This is a genomic window from Ruegeria sp. CDSC068, assembly GCF_059610545.1.
In genome coordinates this window covers 726404-740435 of the sequence record NZ_JBXWNV010000001.1, presented here as the reverse complement: position 1 = coordinate 740435, position 14032 = coordinate 726404, and the positions used below count along the sequence as shown (strand labels likewise).

Sequence of the window (14032 nt, the reverse complement as noted above, 5' to 3'; positions counted from 1 at the left end):
CCTGGCCGATCCGGAAAGATTTGCAGTTGCACCCGGATCGGATCAAGGTTAGCTAACGGCCAAGGCACCTGTAGCTCAGCTGGATAGAGCGCTGCCCTCCGAAGGCAGAGGCCAGAGGTTCGAATCCTCTCAGGTGCGCCATTACTTTAAATGGCTTACGGCCAGCTGGGTTATGTTTTTGCCCGCTTTCGCTTCGGCTTTCAATAGATTAGGCCGGGAAATGCACCGGCTCAGACCTTCTGCTATCGTGAAAGACCAAATGCCTTGCGATACTTTGGGATAAAGAGCTCTTTTCCTTTCATCTTGCGGGTGATCCAATCGCCAACAGTCGCAAAGAGCCAACTATTGCCGACATGAGGTCCCAGCGGAACGAGGATCGGTGCCTTCTTCCAAGGCACATAGGGTTTTTGATCTTCGACCGCTTGTCCCTTCAACACCTGCTTCAATGTCTTGATCAACCATGGGTTTTGCCTAGTGATCGCGACAATCGTCATACCGTCTCCTATGTCGGCGATGTCGCCCGCAATGAAGACATTCGGAAAATTTGACGGGCGCATCCACTTGTCGGTTTTGATCCGGCCGGATGGTACAGCGTTCACCCCAGGCATAGTCTGGATCAAGGTCGTATTTGGTTTTGATCCGACGACCGGAAACACCAGATCAACGGAGACAACCCGACCATCGGTCAGTTTCACCGAACCCGTGTAAGGCATGTCCATGCGCTGTAAATCCTCGACTCTTTGATCAAGCACGACAGATACACCGGCGCGTTCAAGTTTGCGTTTGATCTGGCTGCCAAACCTAGCAGGGTACATCGGGAAAAGGGTATCGTCCGACGAAATCAAAGTGATGTCCTTGTCCGGTCGTGCCGCAGCAATTTCACCCGCCAGTTCTGTGCCAACAGCACCAGCCCCGACGATTGCCACCGATTTCGCGGCTGCCAATTGCGCGCTGACGTCTGCGCTGGCCTGGCGAAAATCATCAATGCTGTCGCCCGATGGTTTGAACGGTGCTGCATAGGACGAACCTGTGGCCACGACGATAAAGTCAGCCGGATAGACATTGCCATCTTCCAGGGTCACTTCGGTTTGAGACACCGATACAGCGCGGCCACGCACGACCCGCCCGGTCTTTAGCAAGCGATCATACGGCAGAACGATCTGATCCAGCAAAGCAGGATCCAAGAGCGCCCGGATTGTCGCCGGCGGCTGCACAAAAGCTTCGCGTTGCTCGATCAGTGTGACATCGGCATGTCCATCCAATTCTTTGGCAACTTCAAAGCCGACATATCCGCCACCAACAATCACTACCTTCTTCTTGCTCATCCCAATCCTCATTGCATTTGGGTGTTCCGGGCAGTAGTTAGAATTACATGATCAAAACGACAAGTACGGTCATTTAGGATACTGTCATGACAACTCTCGAATCGAAAGAGAATTGCCTTATTGAGCCTTTGATCGAAGCGATTTCGGGTAAGTGGAAACTTTTGATTGTCTATTGGCTGGCCCAGGAAACCTCGCGGTTTAATCAGCTTCAGCGAAACCTTGGCAGGATAACGCACCGGACACTGACCCGCCAGCTAAGTGAGTTGCAAGAAGCGGGCTTTGTTTCACGCAAGGACTTCAAAACCATCCCGCCCCATGTGGAATACAGCCTGACGCCTTTAGGGCAAAGCTTGATACCTCTGCTGCAGGCCATGCATGACTGGGCGGCGAGCAACGCAGATCTGCTGCACAATCCGAGATGATGGCACTGCAGTAAGCTAAACCGCGATAGCAGGCGTGCTGGCGCCATTGCTCGGAATGAAGCCAGGATGCCAGACAGGAGCAATTACACCAGCACTAAGAGCAGATAGGCGGCAAGGGCCACTACAATGGAAAACAGAACCACCGGCGGCGGTCTATCAGTATCCTTGAGTTCTTGCTGAAACGAACCGGCATAATATGCCAGATAAAGCGCGGCAACCAGCAGGAACAAAGCTATTACTTTGGCGACAATCGAAATCATTAATCTTTCCTCTAACGCTGCAATATGACTCCTTTCTCGTAAAAAATCTCTTCATAAAATCGCGATATTTTTCATCATGTTATATGAAAATTCGCGAGGAGTGCGCGCTGGCTCACCTAAGAATGACGTTTTCAAGTCCGTGAGAACACATATTCGGCAGCCAATTCCGGTCCTGTTAGCGCGGCAATCAGCGATCCCGTATCCGGGCAAAACATGTACGCTGGTAGTCCAAAAAACAAAGAGCGCCCAAGGGCGCTCGTCGTTGAGAAACAGTTTGGGTGTCTTTTAGCCGCCCCAGCTGCGAACCTCGCCGCAATCCATATGGACGAAGTTCGAGCGGTGATACTTGCCAACACCGCCAGCGCGACAGGACATGGCTGCTTTGGCCATCTGGGATACGGAACGGGAGGACAGGCGCAAGTCTGCAGCCTGGCCTTTCATGTGCAGCGAGTTCTTGGCCACACGACGCGAACGAGACCGCAGCATTGCATTGGTTTGGGGGGAGCGGTAGCCGGACAAAAGAGTGTAGGGCTCATTCACGTCCAGAAGATTATGAGAGGCTGCCATAATGTCGATGGTGCGCAGATCCATGGATTTGGCCTGATCAGTACGCCAGTCGCGCATGAAGTGGTTCACTTCTTTGACAGCGTCCTTGATGTATTTTCCGTCAACCCAATATATCATATCAAGCCGTTCGCCCGTGCGGCCCGAATACATACGGATACGGCGAATATCGCCGCCACCGCGCAAAAAACCTGCTGCATTGGAATAAGTCGGTGCTGCTACAACTGCTGTTGCAGCGAATGCGCCCAATAGGGCACGCCGGGTCAAGCCCGATGTACTGCTCGTGGTCATTTCGTTTCGTCCCGTACTGTTCCTGCCTGCACACGATGTTACGCGCGCGATCTTAATTTTTTCCCGTCCCAGATGCGGGATTTATGACACAGTACGAAATGCCAGCCAAGAAATCTTTCACATTCATCTTTTCAAGGGGGAATTTTCGGCGATTTTTTGCGCAGGTGATGCAAATCGGTATAGTATTGAGGCAATTAGGCGTTGGCGCAACGCAGCCGATGCAAACGCGCATCAGGCTCGGATGGATGCTTCGCATTGATGTATTTGTGAATGGACAAAACGTCCAGCTGAAAACCATATTCATTCGGAACGCGCCTCAGAACGCGCAAAGTATTGAATAATCAAGGTCATCCCATGCGAGCACTTTATCGGTTGCCTAAAAGTCTTATCTTCGCCGCTTGCATTACGGCGTCTGCCTCTGTGGCAAGTGCCCAGTCTGCACCCGGAACGGCATTTCAAATGGCTGTGGCCGAGTTTGCGCCTGCAGGTTCAGGTCTGGCAGAGTTCTATCGTACCAACGCCTTTGTTCCAATATGGGTGGGCGACACGCCTGAGCATGAAGCGCGCAGAGCGCGGTTGATAAAGGCGTTATCTTCAACAAACCTGCATGGCTTGCCCGAAGGGGGCTTTGACGTTCAGTCGATCGTATCAAAAATGCAGGACGCCAGATCGCTGCGGGATTTGGGTGCGGTTGAAATCGAATTAAGCAAGGCGTTTGTCAGCTATGCAAGTGATCTGTATTCAGGCGCATTGCGTCCTGCGCAGATTGACGATGGGCTGGTCCGCACAGTGTCGCGTCGGTCGGCGAATGACCATTTGCAGGGCCTGCTTACTGCGGAGGGTGACGCGTATTTCGATCTGCTTGCACCGCAATCCACCCAATACCGCGCGTTGATGAAACAGAAGATCGCGCTTGAGGCATTGGTCAACCAAGGCGGTTGGGGTGCTGGTGTGCCTGTGGGTAAGTTGGAATATGGCGATACCGGATCTAATGTAATTAAGCTTCGTAACCGTCTGATTACAATGGGGTATCTAAGCCCGACCGCAAGTCCCGAATTCGATGAGGCAATGCTGGCTGCTGTCAAAGACTTCCAGCAGGCGCACGGTCTGGCCACCGATGGTGTCGCCGGTGAGGGCACGATCACCGAGCTTAACCGCACGGCGTCCGAGCGTTTGAAGGCCATTTATGTTGCACTGGAACGCGAACGCTGGTTGCCGCGTGAACGGGGTGAGCGGCACATTCTGGTCAACCAGGCCGACTTTTCGGCCAAGATCGTGGACGATGGCCGGATTACCTTTGAGACCCGCGCCGTGATTGGCAAGAACGTGCATGACCGTCGCAGCCCGGAGTTTTCGGACGAGATGGAGCATATGGTCATCAACCCCAGTTGGTATGTGCCGCGCTCGATCATCACCAAGGAATATCTGCCAAAACTGCAGTCAAATCCGAACGCCGTTGGCCACATCCAGATCACGGATCGCAGCGGTCGTCTGGTTAATCGGGGCGCGGTTGACTTCACCCAGTTCAACACAAGAAACTTCCCGTTTGCCATGCGTCAGCCCCCCAGCAAAAGCAACGCGCTGGGGTTGGTAAAGTTCATGTTCCCCAATAAGCACAACATCTATCTGCATGATACGCCTCAGAAATCTCTGTTTGTACGTGAGACGCGAGCGTTCTCGCACGGGTGTATCCGGTTGGCGCAACCCTTCGAGTTTGCCTATGCACTTTTGGCCAAACAGGAAGAGGACCCAAAGGCGTTTTTCCACCGTATATTGGCGTCCGGCAAGGAAACGACTGTCCCGCTGGAACAGCATGTTCCGGTACATCTGATCTATCGCACCGCCTATGTCGGTCCGAAAGGTGAGGTTCAGTACCGCCGCGATGTCTATGACCGGGACCGGAAAATCTGGGACGCTCTGCAGAAAGCAGGGGTAGCCCTGCCGGACGTTCAGGGGTAATCACCGGGGCAGGTCCTTAATTCGGGAAGCCCGTCATGCAGTACACTATTCAGCAAATCGCCGAAGCCTTGGGCGCGGACTGTCAGGGTGAACTTGGCCTTATTATAGAGCGCGCCGCAGAACCGGTCGATGCCCGGCCGTCTGACCTGGCAATGGCGATGTCGCCGAAATACGCGGACGCGCTTAGCACGGGTGCCGCCCGCGCCGCCGTTTTGTGGGAAGGTGCGGATTGGCAGGCTCTGGGGCTGGAGGCCGCGATTTTTGTGCCGCGTCCACGCATGGCGATGGCGGGTATCACGGCAATGCTGGATCGCGGGCAAGGAGTGCAGCCGGGCATTCACCCCTCTGCCGTAATCGACCCAACGGCGGAGATAGGCGAGGGTGCCTCGATCGGCCCATTGGCGGTTGTTGGTGCCGGTGCGTGTATCGGTAAGAATGCGGTCATCGGTCCACATTGCGTGATCGGTCTGGATGCCGTTCTGGGCGACGACGCGTTTCTGCGCGAGATGGTGAGTATCGGAGCAAGGGCTCAGATCGGTGATCGTTTCATTGCGCAACCCGGCGCTAGGATCGGCAGTGACGGTTTCAGCTTTGTGACGCCCGAGGTATCAGGCGTGGAAAACGCCCGCAAATCCATGGGCGATCAGGGTGAAGCCCGGGCGCAAAGCTGGCTCCGCATTCATTCTTTGGGTGCCGTTGAGATTGGCGATGATGTCGAAGTCGGTGCGAATTGCACCATTGACAATGGAACCATCAGGAACACCCGCATCGGCGATGGCTCAAAGCTCGATAACCAGGTTCATATTGGGCACAACACACGTGTCGGGCAGGATTGCCTGTTATGCGGGCAATCCGGTGTGTCCGGATCAGTTGAAATTGGAAACAACGTTGTTTTGGGCGGACAGACCGGAGTGTCGGACAATATCTTTATCGGCGATGGTGTGATTGCGGGCGGGGGCACAAAAATCCTATCCAACGTCCCCAAAGGGCGCGTGGTTATGGGCTATCCCGCCATCAAAATGGAAACGCATACAGACATTTACAAAGCGCAGCGCCGGCTGCCGAGATTGGCACGTGACGTTGAGGCGCTGAAAAAGGCTGTTTCCAAACAGCCTCCGAGCGATTAAATCAACCACAACATGATAATTAGAGGATCGACATGAGCATCAGCGACCGCGTCATCGCAATCATTGCAGAGCAGGCCGTGCTGGAGCCGTCGGATGTGACACCCGAAAGCACGCTCGAAGATCTGGGTATCGACAGCCTTGGACTGGTCGAGAGCATTTTTGCCATCGAGGAAGAGTTCGATATCTCGATTCCGTTCAACGCAAACGAGCCGAGCGCCAGCGACTTCGACATCTCGAATGTCGCGGCCATCATCACCGGTATCCAAAAGCTGGTGTCGGAAAAGGTCTGACATAATCCTATGAAACGCGTCGTTATCACCGGGGCCGGTACAATCAATTCACTGGGCCATTCGGTGCCTGATACGTTAGAGGCTATGCGCGAAGGGCGCTGCGGTATCTCTGCGCTTGAATTTCGCGATGTTGAAAGACTGGCCATTCAGATTGGTGGTCAGGTCCGCGGGTTCGAGGCCGAGGGGCGGTTTAACCGCCAGCAAATGACCCTGTATGACCGGTTCACACAATTCACTCTGACAGCGGCCAAAGAAGCAATTGATCAATCCGGGATCGAATTCCACGGTGACCTCGCGGCCCGCTCGGGCGTTGTGTTGGGAACCGCTGGTGGAGGCGTTTCGACCTGGGATGACAACTACCGTTCCGTTTACGAGGATGGCAAAAACCGGGTGCACCCGTTTGTCGTTCCCAAGCTGATGAACAATGCGGCGGCCAGTCACGTCTCGATGGAGCATAACCTTAAGGGCCCCAGCTTTACGGTGTCGACGGCCTGTGCCTCGTCCAACCACGCAATGGCGCTGGCGTTCCAGATGGTACGCAGCGGTGCTGCTCCGGCGATGCTGACCGGTGGGTCAGAGTCGATGTTGTGTTTTGGTGGTGTCAAAGCCTGGGAAGGGCTGCGTGTCATGTCCAAGGACGCCTGCCGCCCGTTCAGCGCGAATCGCAATGGCATGGTGCAAGGCGAAGGCGCAGGTGTCTTCGTGTTCGAAGAATTCGAGCACGCCCGCGCCCGTGGGGCTGATATCCTGTGTGAGGTCGTGGGTTTTGCGATGTCGTCAGATGCGTCGGACATTGTCATGCCCAGCAAACAGGGCGCTGCGCGTGCCATGTCGGGCGCGCTTGCGGATGCAGGGTTAAGCGCGGACAGTGTTGGATATATCAACGCGCATGGAACCGGCACCGCGGCCAATGATAAGACGGAATGCGCGGCCGTGGCCGGTGTTTTTGGCCCCCATGCAGATGAGCTGATGATTTCTTCGACAAAGTCGATGCACGGCCACCTTATCGGTGGCACCGGCGCGGTCGAACTGCTGGCCTGTATCATGGCACTGCGGGATGGCGTGATCGCTCCGACCATCGGCTATGAAGAGCCGGACCCCGAATGCGCGCTGGATGTTGTGCCAAACGAAGCCCGCGAAGCGAAAGTGGACGTAGCACTGAGCAACGCCTTTGCTTTTGGCGGGCTGAATGCGGTAATAGCCCTAAAACGCATATAAATGCTGATTTCAAACAAAGACGCCGCCGGTAAATCCGGGCGGCGTTTTTAGCTTAGCGAAACCTCAGTTCTGCAGAACTTTCAAGCCTTCAAAACCTGCTGTAAAGCCTGACAGCGATACTTCAAGTTGCAGCAGTTGGTTTGGTGCGAGAACCGACACAAGCGACAAGGTCGCTTTGGTTCCGACCTTCATTGCCTCCACGTCGCCCTCGGTAAAGCCCATCTGCGCGACACAGCCAACGGGGTTACAGTGGTGGTAGTCATAGCGCTTGCCCGGAGCACCATCGATCGAAAGCGCCAGCTGCGCCTGTAGCATCGTTTCCAGCGGGACAACCACAGTTGCTCCGGCAACCGCGGCCACGCCCTCGGGCAATTTTTCCAGAGTAATTTCCGCGATCGGCTGGCCTTGCTCGCCGGTCAGGATCTGACGCATCGCGCAGGGGTCTTCGTCGGCATCGGTCTTGATGCACAGGATCGCCCAGTCGCCTTTTTCTTCCTTGACGTATTGTTCGCCGTTACGCGGACCGGCTTCACCCAGGTCCAGATCGTTGCCGATCTGAGTTTGCGAGGTCTGGGGTTGCTGTTCGGTTTCCTGCGTCGTTTCCTGAGCGTATGCGACTCCGCACCACAAAGAAGCGGTCACCAGGCTGACTGAAAGGGTGTTCTTGATCATGATTGCCTCGGTCTTATGTTGGACTTTTTCACTCGTCTATCACCCTTGTCCCACACTGTCAGGGGCTAAGGTGGGTCATTTCAACATGTGAACGGTTTTTCGCCGGGTTATCGGAAATCTAGCGCTACGGCAAAAAGAACAAAGGGAGCCGGTGGAGCGGCTCCCTTCTAAAAATTTTCTCCCCGTCGGACTGGCCGACTTATTTATGCGCAGACGTTACGAAAGGCAGGGGCATCGGTCAACTGAAAACCTGAAATTTTAATGTAACGGCCATGATTTGTGAAAAAAACCGCGCCCGAAGGCGCGGTCAGTCGACAGGGAGGAAAATTGCCGCCCCGTCACCTTAGCGACGTGGGCAGCAATTAGACTTTCGCAGTTAAAGGTTAACTTTGTATGCTGGCCGCAGATCGGTGGAAATAAGGCCTTACATTCATGGACCAAAACATATTCTTGGGCGGCGGTGGCAACGACTACAGCCAGCCGCAGTCGCTGACGCTGAAGTATGCCAACCGTCACGGCATGATCGCGGGGGCGACGGGAACAGGTAAAACGGTGACACTGCAAATTCTGGCCGAGGGGTTTTCCCAAGCCGGTGTTCCGGTATTCCTGTCTGACGTCAAAGGGGACCTGTCCGGTCTGGCCAAGGCGGGGAGCGAAGGCCACAAGCTTCACCAGGCGTTTCAGGATCGCGCCCAGCGGATCGGATTTGCCGATTATACGTATGGCGCGTGCCCGGTTACGTTCTGGGATCTGTTCGGGCAACAGGGACATCCCGTTCGTACAACAGTAACCGAGATGGGACCACTGCTGCTGTCGCGCCTGATGGATCTGAGCGAAGCACAAGAGGGCATTCTGAACATCGCGTTCCGGGTGGCAGACGAAGAGGGCTTACCGCTACTGGACCTCAAAGACCTTCAGTCCTTGTTGGTCTGGATTGGGGAAAATAGGGCTCAGTTGTCTTTGCGCTATGGCAATGTCTCAACCGCTTCGATCGGGGCCATTCAACGCCGCCTGCTGGTGCTGGAAAACCAGGGCGGCACCAAACTGTTTGGTGAACCCGCGCTGGAATTGCCCGATCTGATGCGCGTGGATGAAAACGGGCAGGGCGTCGTGAACATCCTTGCCGCTGACAAGTTGATGGGGTCACCGCGTCTGTACGCAACATTCCTGCTGTGGCTGCTAAGCGAGCTGTTCGAAGAACTGCCCGAAGTTGGCGACCCGGACAAACCTAAACTGGTGTTCTTCTTCGACGAAGCGCATTTGCTGTTCGATGATGCGCCCAAGGTTCTGGTGGACAAGGTCGAACAGGTCGCCCGCCTCATTCGCTCCAAGGGGGTGGGTGTCTATTTCATCTCGCAGAATCCGGCGGACGTTCCGGAAGACATTCTTGGCCAGCTGGGCAACCGGGTGCAGCATGCCTTGCGCGCATTCACGGCGCGGGATCGCAAGAACCTGCGGCTTGCAGCAGAAACCTATCGTGAAAACCCAGCCTTCGATACCGAAGAGGCGATCCGTGAGGTTGGTGTCGGTGAGGCCGTGACCTCGATGTTGCAGAAAAAAGGCGTGCCAGGGATCGTAGAACGCACGCTGATCCGCCCGCCTGGAACGCAACTGGGTCCAATCACCAAGGCCGAGCGGAAAGCGCTTATGGATGCGTCAGCGATGAAAGCGAAATACGGGCAGTTGAAGGACCGGAAATCTGCCTTTGAAATCCTTCAGTCCCGCGCAGATGCAGCAGCGCAAGCAGCGGCCGAAGCCGAAGAACAGTTGGAAACACAATCCACGGCCGAGCGTGAATTTGCGACAGCAAGACGCTATTCCGGCAGCCGGGTCGGGCGGTCATCCTCTCGCGTGATGCGTAAGAAAGACACGTTCGCAACCGCGATGAGCGAGGCCGTGATCAAGGAACTGAAAGGAACAACCGGACGCCGCATTGTCCGCGGCATTCTGGGCGGTTTGTTCAAAGCCAGATAAGGGTTGTGCCGGGCAGAAACCTTCTACCCGGCGCGCATTCTGTTACTTCAGACGGCGCTGACCTTCTTGGCGGCAGTAGGCATCCGCCTCGGGAACCGACATCTTGGTTGCCGGGAAGTTGATCGCCCGATCCCAGGTCACACGGTCCTGACGATATAGCTGGCAGGTGACTTCGCCCTTGGGCGTCTGCACCTTGACCGGGGTGGATTCCAGATCTTCCGGTGAGGGAATACAACCGGCCAGCGTTACGAACAGCGGGACGATAAGGGCTATTTTAGTGAAGGAAGTATTCATGTGCACTCTTCTTATACTCGTATGTTTCCCGAATGATCGCGGGCCAAGCGTCAATTCAGCGTAAATAGTGGCCAAAAAGACGGCTGGATCAAGGCGGTACTGGGATTCGTCTAATCCGTATACTCCACAAAATCAAGAAACCGCACCAGTCAGGTGGCGCGGTTTCATGAATTGATGGATTGTGATCTTACTTTTCCGGAATCAGACCCCTTGGACTGAACCTGAGAACAATCAGCAGGACTAGGCCCATGGTGAACAGCCGCATATGCGCGGCGCTGTCGATCAAATGAGATTTGAGCGCGCTGCCATCTGGCATGCTCGATGTGATCAGGCTCATGAACCACAACCCCATTGGTTCGACCTGAACCCACAGGAACCAGATCAGGAATGCGCCCAGAACAGCACCGAAATTGTTGCCTGAACCGCCCACAATGACCATCACCCAGACAAGGAACGTAAACCGCAGCGGATTGTATGTGCCCGGCGTAAGTTGCCCGTCCAGAGTTGTCATCATCGCACCGGCGATGCCACAGATGGCCGAGCCGAGCACGAATATCTGCAGGTGGCGGCGGGTGACATCTTTGCCCATAGCCTCTGCCGCGACCTCATTGTCGCGGATGGCGCGCATCATGCGGCCCCACGGGCTTTTCAACGCCATTTGCGCCATCCACAGCAAAGCAAGCAGAACGATCATGAACAGCAGCGAATAGCCCAGTTTGACCGAAAGCGTCGATGCGATGACGGGGTCCAACCCGAACCAATCGGCGCGCGCGACAAAGCCGGGATCGTTCTGCAGTTCGACCTCGTAGCCTACCACGGGGGCAGGGCGCGGGATGCCGTAGACATTCTTGACGCCCCGGGCCAGCCAGTCTTCGTTCTTCATGATCGCAATGATGATCTCGGCAATGCCAAGCGTTGCAATTGCCAGGTAGTCCGAGCGGAGACCCAGCGCCGTTTTTCCGATCAGCCACGCCGCACCAGCAGCCAACAGACCACCCGCAGGCCAGGCCACAAGGACCGGCAGGTTCAAACCGCCGAGGTTGCCGGCAACTGCCGGATCGATTGCTTCAACACCAGCCACGCTGGGATCGAATACCGCGCGGTAAACAAAGAATCCTACAATAAGAATGGCGACAATCGTCAAGGTTTGGGCGCGGCCCTTTGGCATCCGGGTCGCCACCAGCACCGCCGCCACAACGGTCGCAGCCCCCAAAAGCAAGGAAAGAACGATGCCGTACCCGCCCGAAGACCACGCACCGGGTGTTGGAGCGGTCGATACCAACACAACAGCCAGACCACCCAGCGCCACAAAACCCATGACACCGACATTAAAGAGGCCAGCAAATCCCCACTGCAGGTTCACCCCAATCGCCATGATGGCAGAGATCAGCCCCATGTTCAGGATCAGGATCGCGGAGTTCCAGCTTTGTGTGAAACCGGTCAGCAGGATCAAGCCGCCAACGACAACAAAAAGCAGCGTGTTTTTGACAGACTCGGTCATACCGCTTTCCCTTTAAACAGGCCGGTAGGCTTGAACAGAAGCACGATCAGCAAGATGGCAAAGCTGACGGCGAATTTGTAATCGGTGGATAGGAATTGCACTAGTCCCGAAGGCGCCAGACTTTCTGGCGCGACGTAAGTCAGCACCTTTTTCCACGCATAAGTTACGGTGACCTCGGAAAACGCGATAATGAACCCGCCAGCGATGGCGCCCAGCGGGTTGCCAAGACCGCCGACAATGGCCGAGGCGAAGATCGGCAGCAGAAGTTGGAAATAGACAAACGGCTTAAAGCTTTTGTCCAACCCATAGAGAACACCAGCGGTGGTCGCCAATGCCGCCACGATAATCCAGGTGATCATCACAACGCGCTCGGGGTTGATACCCGAGAGCAGCGCCAGATCCTCGTTATCGGAATAGGCTCGCATCGATTTGCCCGTGCGTGTCTTGTTGAGGAACCAGAACAGCAGCGCCACCGCAATAACGGCAACTACCAGAGTGATGCCCTGAGAGGTCTTGATCGCAAGCCCTTCACGTAATCCGGTCATCGCCTTAAAGTCACGGGCGGATATGATAAATCGCGCGCCGTCTGAAAACCTTTGGTCATCCGGTCCGATGACAAAGCGAACAAGCCCGTTCATGATGAACATGACGCCCATCGAGACGATCACAAGGATCACCGGTTTGGCCTTTTGCTCCCGATAGAACCGATAGACCAACCGATCGGTTATCAGAACAAGTACGATACAGCCCAGGATCGCAAAGGGCAGGGCCAGCAGCGCGGTGGGTAGTGGGCCAAAACTCACTCCGGCGGCTTGCAGGCCCCAGGTGACCAGCACGGCAATCATCGCGCCAAAGGCCATCGTGTCGCCATGGGCAAAATTCGAAAACCGCAGGATGCCGTAGATAAGCGTGACCCCCAGCGCCCCCAGAGCCAACTGGCTGCCGTAAGCAACCGCAGGCACGATCACAAAGTTCGAAAGCGCAACAAGCGCGTTTAGTAAGTCCATCAATTCTTCTCACTGTCCGGGTGCGGCTTTATGGCACGACGCTTATGTCAGACACAACAATTTGCGCTCCCTTTTTTGGACTGAAAGGGCCGGAATGTGAGAGAGTTATCGCTTTGTCAGCTTACGGGGTCATCGCAAATGCCACGGTCGTTTGCAGTGTGCTGCCCCTTGATGGACATGTCATAGTTTAGGTCGTCGAAATCGACGACAAAAGTGACCACGTCTTTGTCCATGATGTGGAGAAACGTCAGCGAGTTAACACCCGATAGAATCTTGGCCTCACCCCGAATTGTGTCCGTTACGATGAAGCCGGTATCAGTCGCACCCGAACGGGCCAGAGTAACGCTACTACCATCGGTGTCCGAGACGCAGGTTACGACAAAATCAGCGCCGTCTAGCGGTCCGGAACCAGCAGCCAAACCAAATGAGGGGGCGAGAATGGCGAGTGTCAGTGCAGTCAGATTTTTCATGGTGTCCCTTGGTGGTTCGCTCCGCTTTCCATGTTGGGGATTCTGCTGGAATGCGGGTGGTTGAGAGTGAAGAGCGAGCGGTTATCTGTGTCGCCCTCATCTGACCTAGACAATATCATACGAAAAAAAAGAGGTGTGAGCATGTGCTCACATCCTCTTGATATTTCTTGAGATATTAACCTCGATAGCCCCGATTTGTTTCGGGGTTCTCTGCGAGAGCACTTATACTTCTTTACATGTCCCGTGATCGGTACCGGCATGCGGGCCTTTGACTGAAAGATCATAAGACATGTCGTCATAGTGGACGACAAAGGTCATGACGTCCGCGCCTTCGATATAGACAAACGTCATGTTGCCAACGCCTTTAAGCACCATGGCATCGCCGGAAATGTTCGCAGTTTCGATGTTGCCCTTGTCTCCCTCCGGTGCCCTGTTGAGGCGCACTTCGCTGCCGTCGCGGTCTGAGACGCAGACAAAGTGGCGCTCTTCCGCCGTTGCGGCGGTTGCGCACAAGGTGGCGACGGCCACACACATCCATTTTTTCATTTATGGGTCCTGAATAGAGTTTTTCATTCAGAAGGTTCGCTTGATTTCACGGAACTAACTTTGGTTGACCGGGAAACCGTTTCCTTCACAAAGCCCGGCGCTAAACGCACAA

At 55.2% G+C, this 14032-nt stretch carries 15 protein-coding genes and 1 tRNA gene; 7 read left to right on the top strand and 9 right to left on the bottom strand.

Annotation, left to right across the window (positions count from 1 at the left end; all coding sequences use genetic code 11):
- Positions 1–64: 64 nt before the first annotated feature.
- Positions 65–141, top strand: a tRNA-Arg gene (locus AC2FID_RS03595).
- Between the two features lie 101 nt (positions 142–242).
- Here the strand turns inward: AC2FID_RS03595 and AC2FID_RS03590 are convergent.
- The gene (locus tag AC2FID_RS03590; protein WP_282118411.1) at positions 243–1337 is read right to left on the bottom strand and encodes an NAD(P)/FAD-dependent oxidoreductase; all 1095 of its coding nucleotides are present in this window, start codon (positions 1335–1337) and stop codon (positions 243–245) included.
- Positions 1338–1411: 74 nt separating this feature from the next.
- On the opposite strand from AC2FID_RS03590, the gene AC2FID_RS03585 reads away from it, so the two are divergent.
- Positions 1412–1747, top strand: coding sequence for a winged helix-turn-helix transcriptional regulator (locus AC2FID_RS03585; protein ID WP_496835433.1), 336 nt, complete (start codon positions 1412–1414; stop codon positions 1745–1747).
- Positions 1748–1830: 83 nt separating this feature from the next.
- On the opposite strand, the gene AC2FID_RS03580 is transcribed toward AC2FID_RS03585, so the two are convergent.
- Positions 1831–2007 (bottom strand): hypothetical protein, encoded by a 177-nt coding sequence (locus AC2FID_RS03580; RefSeq protein WP_282118413.1) that lies wholly within the window; start codon positions 2005–2007, stop codon positions 1831–1833.
- Between the two features lie 285 nt (positions 2008–2292).
- Positions 2293–2862, bottom strand: coding sequence for a peptidoglycan L,D-endopeptidase MepK (mepK, locus tag AC2FID_RS03575; protein WP_113790634.1), 570 nt, complete (start codon positions 2860–2862; stop codon positions 2293–2295).
- 354 nt (positions 2863–3216) lie between these two features.
- Between mepK and AC2FID_RS03570 the strand changes: the two genes are divergently transcribed.
- Genes AC2FID_RS03570 through AC2FID_RS03555 form a run of 4 tightly spaced genes read left to right on the top strand, consistent with a single transcriptional unit; the run spans position 3217 to position 7456 of the window.
- Positions 3217–4821 (top strand): L,D-transpeptidase family protein, encoded by a 1605-nt coding sequence (locus AC2FID_RS03570; RefSeq protein WP_496835431.1) that lies wholly within the window; start codon positions 3217–3219, stop codon positions 4819–4821.
- 35 nt (positions 4822–4856) lie between these two features.
- Positions 4857–5948: a UDP-3-O-(3-hydroxymyristoyl)glucosamine N-acyltransferase gene (lpxD, locus tag AC2FID_RS03565; protein WP_282118415.1), complete on the top strand. Its 1092-nt coding sequence runs from the start codon at positions 4857–4859 to the stop codon at positions 5946–5948.
- A 32-nt stretch (positions 5949–5980) separates the two neighbouring features.
- Positions 5981–6238 carry an acyl carrier protein gene (locus tag AC2FID_RS03560; RefSeq protein WP_058271604.1) on the top strand — a complete coding sequence of 86 codons (258 nt, stop codon included), beginning with the start codon at positions 5981–5983 and terminating at the stop codon, positions 6236–6238.
- A gap of 9 nt (positions 6239–6247) precedes the next feature.
- A complete protein-coding gene (locus AC2FID_RS03555; protein ID WP_282168295.1) occupies positions 6248–7456 on the top strand; it encodes a beta-ketoacyl-[acyl-carrier-protein] synthase family protein in 1209 nt (402 codons plus the stop codon).
- A gap of 63 nt (positions 7457–7519) precedes the next feature.
- On the opposite strand, the gene AC2FID_RS03550 is transcribed toward AC2FID_RS03555, so the two are convergent.
- A complete protein-coding gene (locus tag AC2FID_RS03550) occupies positions 7520–8128 on the bottom strand; it encodes an invasion associated locus B family protein (protein ID WP_496835430.1) in 609 nt (202 codons plus the stop codon).
- 432 nt (positions 8129–8560) lie between these two features.
- Here AC2FID_RS03550 and AC2FID_RS03545 point away from each other — a divergent pair, with 432 nt between their 5' ends.
- The gene (locus tag AC2FID_RS03545; protein ID WP_496835429.1) at positions 8561–10102 is read left to right on the top strand and encodes a helicase HerA-like domain-containing protein; all 1542 of its coding nucleotides are present in this window, start codon (positions 8561–8563) and stop codon (positions 10100–10102) included.
- Positions 10103–10144: 42 nt separating this feature from the next.
- On the opposite strand, the gene AC2FID_RS03540 is transcribed toward AC2FID_RS03545, so the two are convergent.
- The 5 genes from AC2FID_RS03540 to AC2FID_RS03520 all read right to left on the bottom strand — a co-directional run bounded on the left by AC2FID_RS03540 (position 10145) and on the right by AC2FID_RS03520 (position 13920).
- On the bottom strand, positions 10145–10396 hold the full coding sequence (locus AC2FID_RS03540; RefSeq protein ID WP_282118418.1) for a hypothetical protein: 252 nt from the start codon (positions 10394–10396) through the stop codon (positions 10145–10147).
- A 187-nt stretch (positions 10397–10583) separates the two neighbouring features.
- A complete protein-coding gene (locus tag AC2FID_RS03535) occupies positions 10584–11897 on the bottom strand; it encodes a branched-chain amino acid ABC transporter permease (RefSeq protein WP_496695516.1) in 1314 nt (437 codons plus the stop codon).
- Positions 11894–12904, bottom strand: a complete 1011-nt coding sequence (locus tag AC2FID_RS03530; RefSeq protein WP_282118420.1) for a branched-chain amino acid ABC transporter permease — start codon at positions 12902–12904, stop codon at positions 11894–11896. The genes AC2FID_RS03535 and AC2FID_RS03530 overlap by 4 nt, the downstream gene beginning before the upstream one ends.
- 116 nt (positions 12905–13020) lie before the next feature.
- On the bottom strand, positions 13021–13374 hold the full coding sequence (locus tag AC2FID_RS03525) for a hypothetical protein (RefSeq protein WP_496835428.1): 354 nt from the start codon (positions 13372–13374) through the stop codon (positions 13021–13023).
- A 222-nt stretch (positions 13375–13596) separates the two neighbouring features.
- A complete protein-coding gene (locus tag AC2FID_RS03520) occupies positions 13597–13920 on the bottom strand; it encodes a hypothetical protein (RefSeq protein ID WP_170557293.1) in 324 nt (107 codons plus the stop codon).
- Positions 13921–14032 lie beyond the last annotated feature (112 nt).

Bases quoted from the DNA above. Each gene is read 5' to 3' on its own strand.
- AC2FID_RS03530 (WP_282118420.1), bottom strand. From the start codon at position 12,904: ATGGACTTACTAAACGCGCTTGTTGCGCTTTCGAACTTTGTGATCGTG.
- AC2FID_RS03545 (WP_496835429.1), top strand. From the start codon at position 8,561: ATGGACCAAAACATATTCTTGGGCGGCGGTGGCAACGACTACAGCCAG.
- AC2FID_RS03535 (WP_496695516.1), bottom strand. From the start codon at position 11,897: ATGACCGAGTCTGTCAAAAACACGCTGCTTTTTGTTGTCGTTGGCGGC.
- AC2FID_RS03525 (WP_496835428.1), bottom strand. From the start codon at position 13,374: ATGAAAAATCTGACTGCACTGACACTCGCCATTCTCGCCCCCTCATTT.
- mepK (WP_113790634.1), bottom strand. From the start codon at position 2,862: ATGACCACGAGCAGTACATCGGGCTTGACCCGGCGTGCCCTATTGGGC.
- AC2FID_RS03580 (WP_282118413.1), bottom strand. From the start codon at position 2,007: ATGATTTCGATTGTCGCCAAAGTAATAGCTTTGTTCCTGCTGGTTGCC.
- AC2FID_RS03570 (WP_496835431.1), top strand. From the start codon at position 3,217: ATGCGAGCACTTTATCGGTTGCCTAAAAGTCTTATCTTCGCCGCTTGC.
- AC2FID_RS03550 (WP_496835430.1), bottom strand. From the start codon at position 8,128: ATGATCAAGAACACCCTTTCAGTCAGCCTGGTGACCGCTTCTTTGTGG.
- AC2FID_RS03540 (WP_282118418.1), bottom strand. From the start codon at position 10,396: ATGAATACTTCCTTCACTAAAATAGCCCTTATCGTCCCGCTGTTCGTA.
- AC2FID_RS03520 (WP_170557293.1), bottom strand. From the start codon at position 13,920: ATGAAAAAATGGATGTGTGTGGCCGTCGCCACCTTGTGCGCAACCGCC.
- AC2FID_RS03585 (WP_496835433.1), top strand. From the start codon at position 1,412: ATGACAACTCTCGAATCGAAAGAGAATTGCCTTATTGAGCCTTTGATC.
- AC2FID_RS03555 (WP_282168295.1), top strand. From the start codon at position 6,248: ATGAAACGCGTCGTTATCACCGGGGCCGGTACAATCAATTCACTGGGC.
- AC2FID_RS03590 (WP_282118411.1), bottom strand. From the start codon at position 1,337: ATGAGGATTGGGATGAGCAAGAAGAAGGTAGTGATTGTTGGTGGCGGA.
- AC2FID_RS03560 (WP_058271604.1), top strand. From the start codon at position 5,981: ATGAGCATCAGCGACCGCGTCATCGCAATCATTGCAGAGCAGGCCGTG.
- lpxD (WP_282118415.1), top strand. From the start codon at position 4,857: ATGCAGTACACTATTCAGCAAATCGCCGAAGCCTTGGGCGCGGACTGT.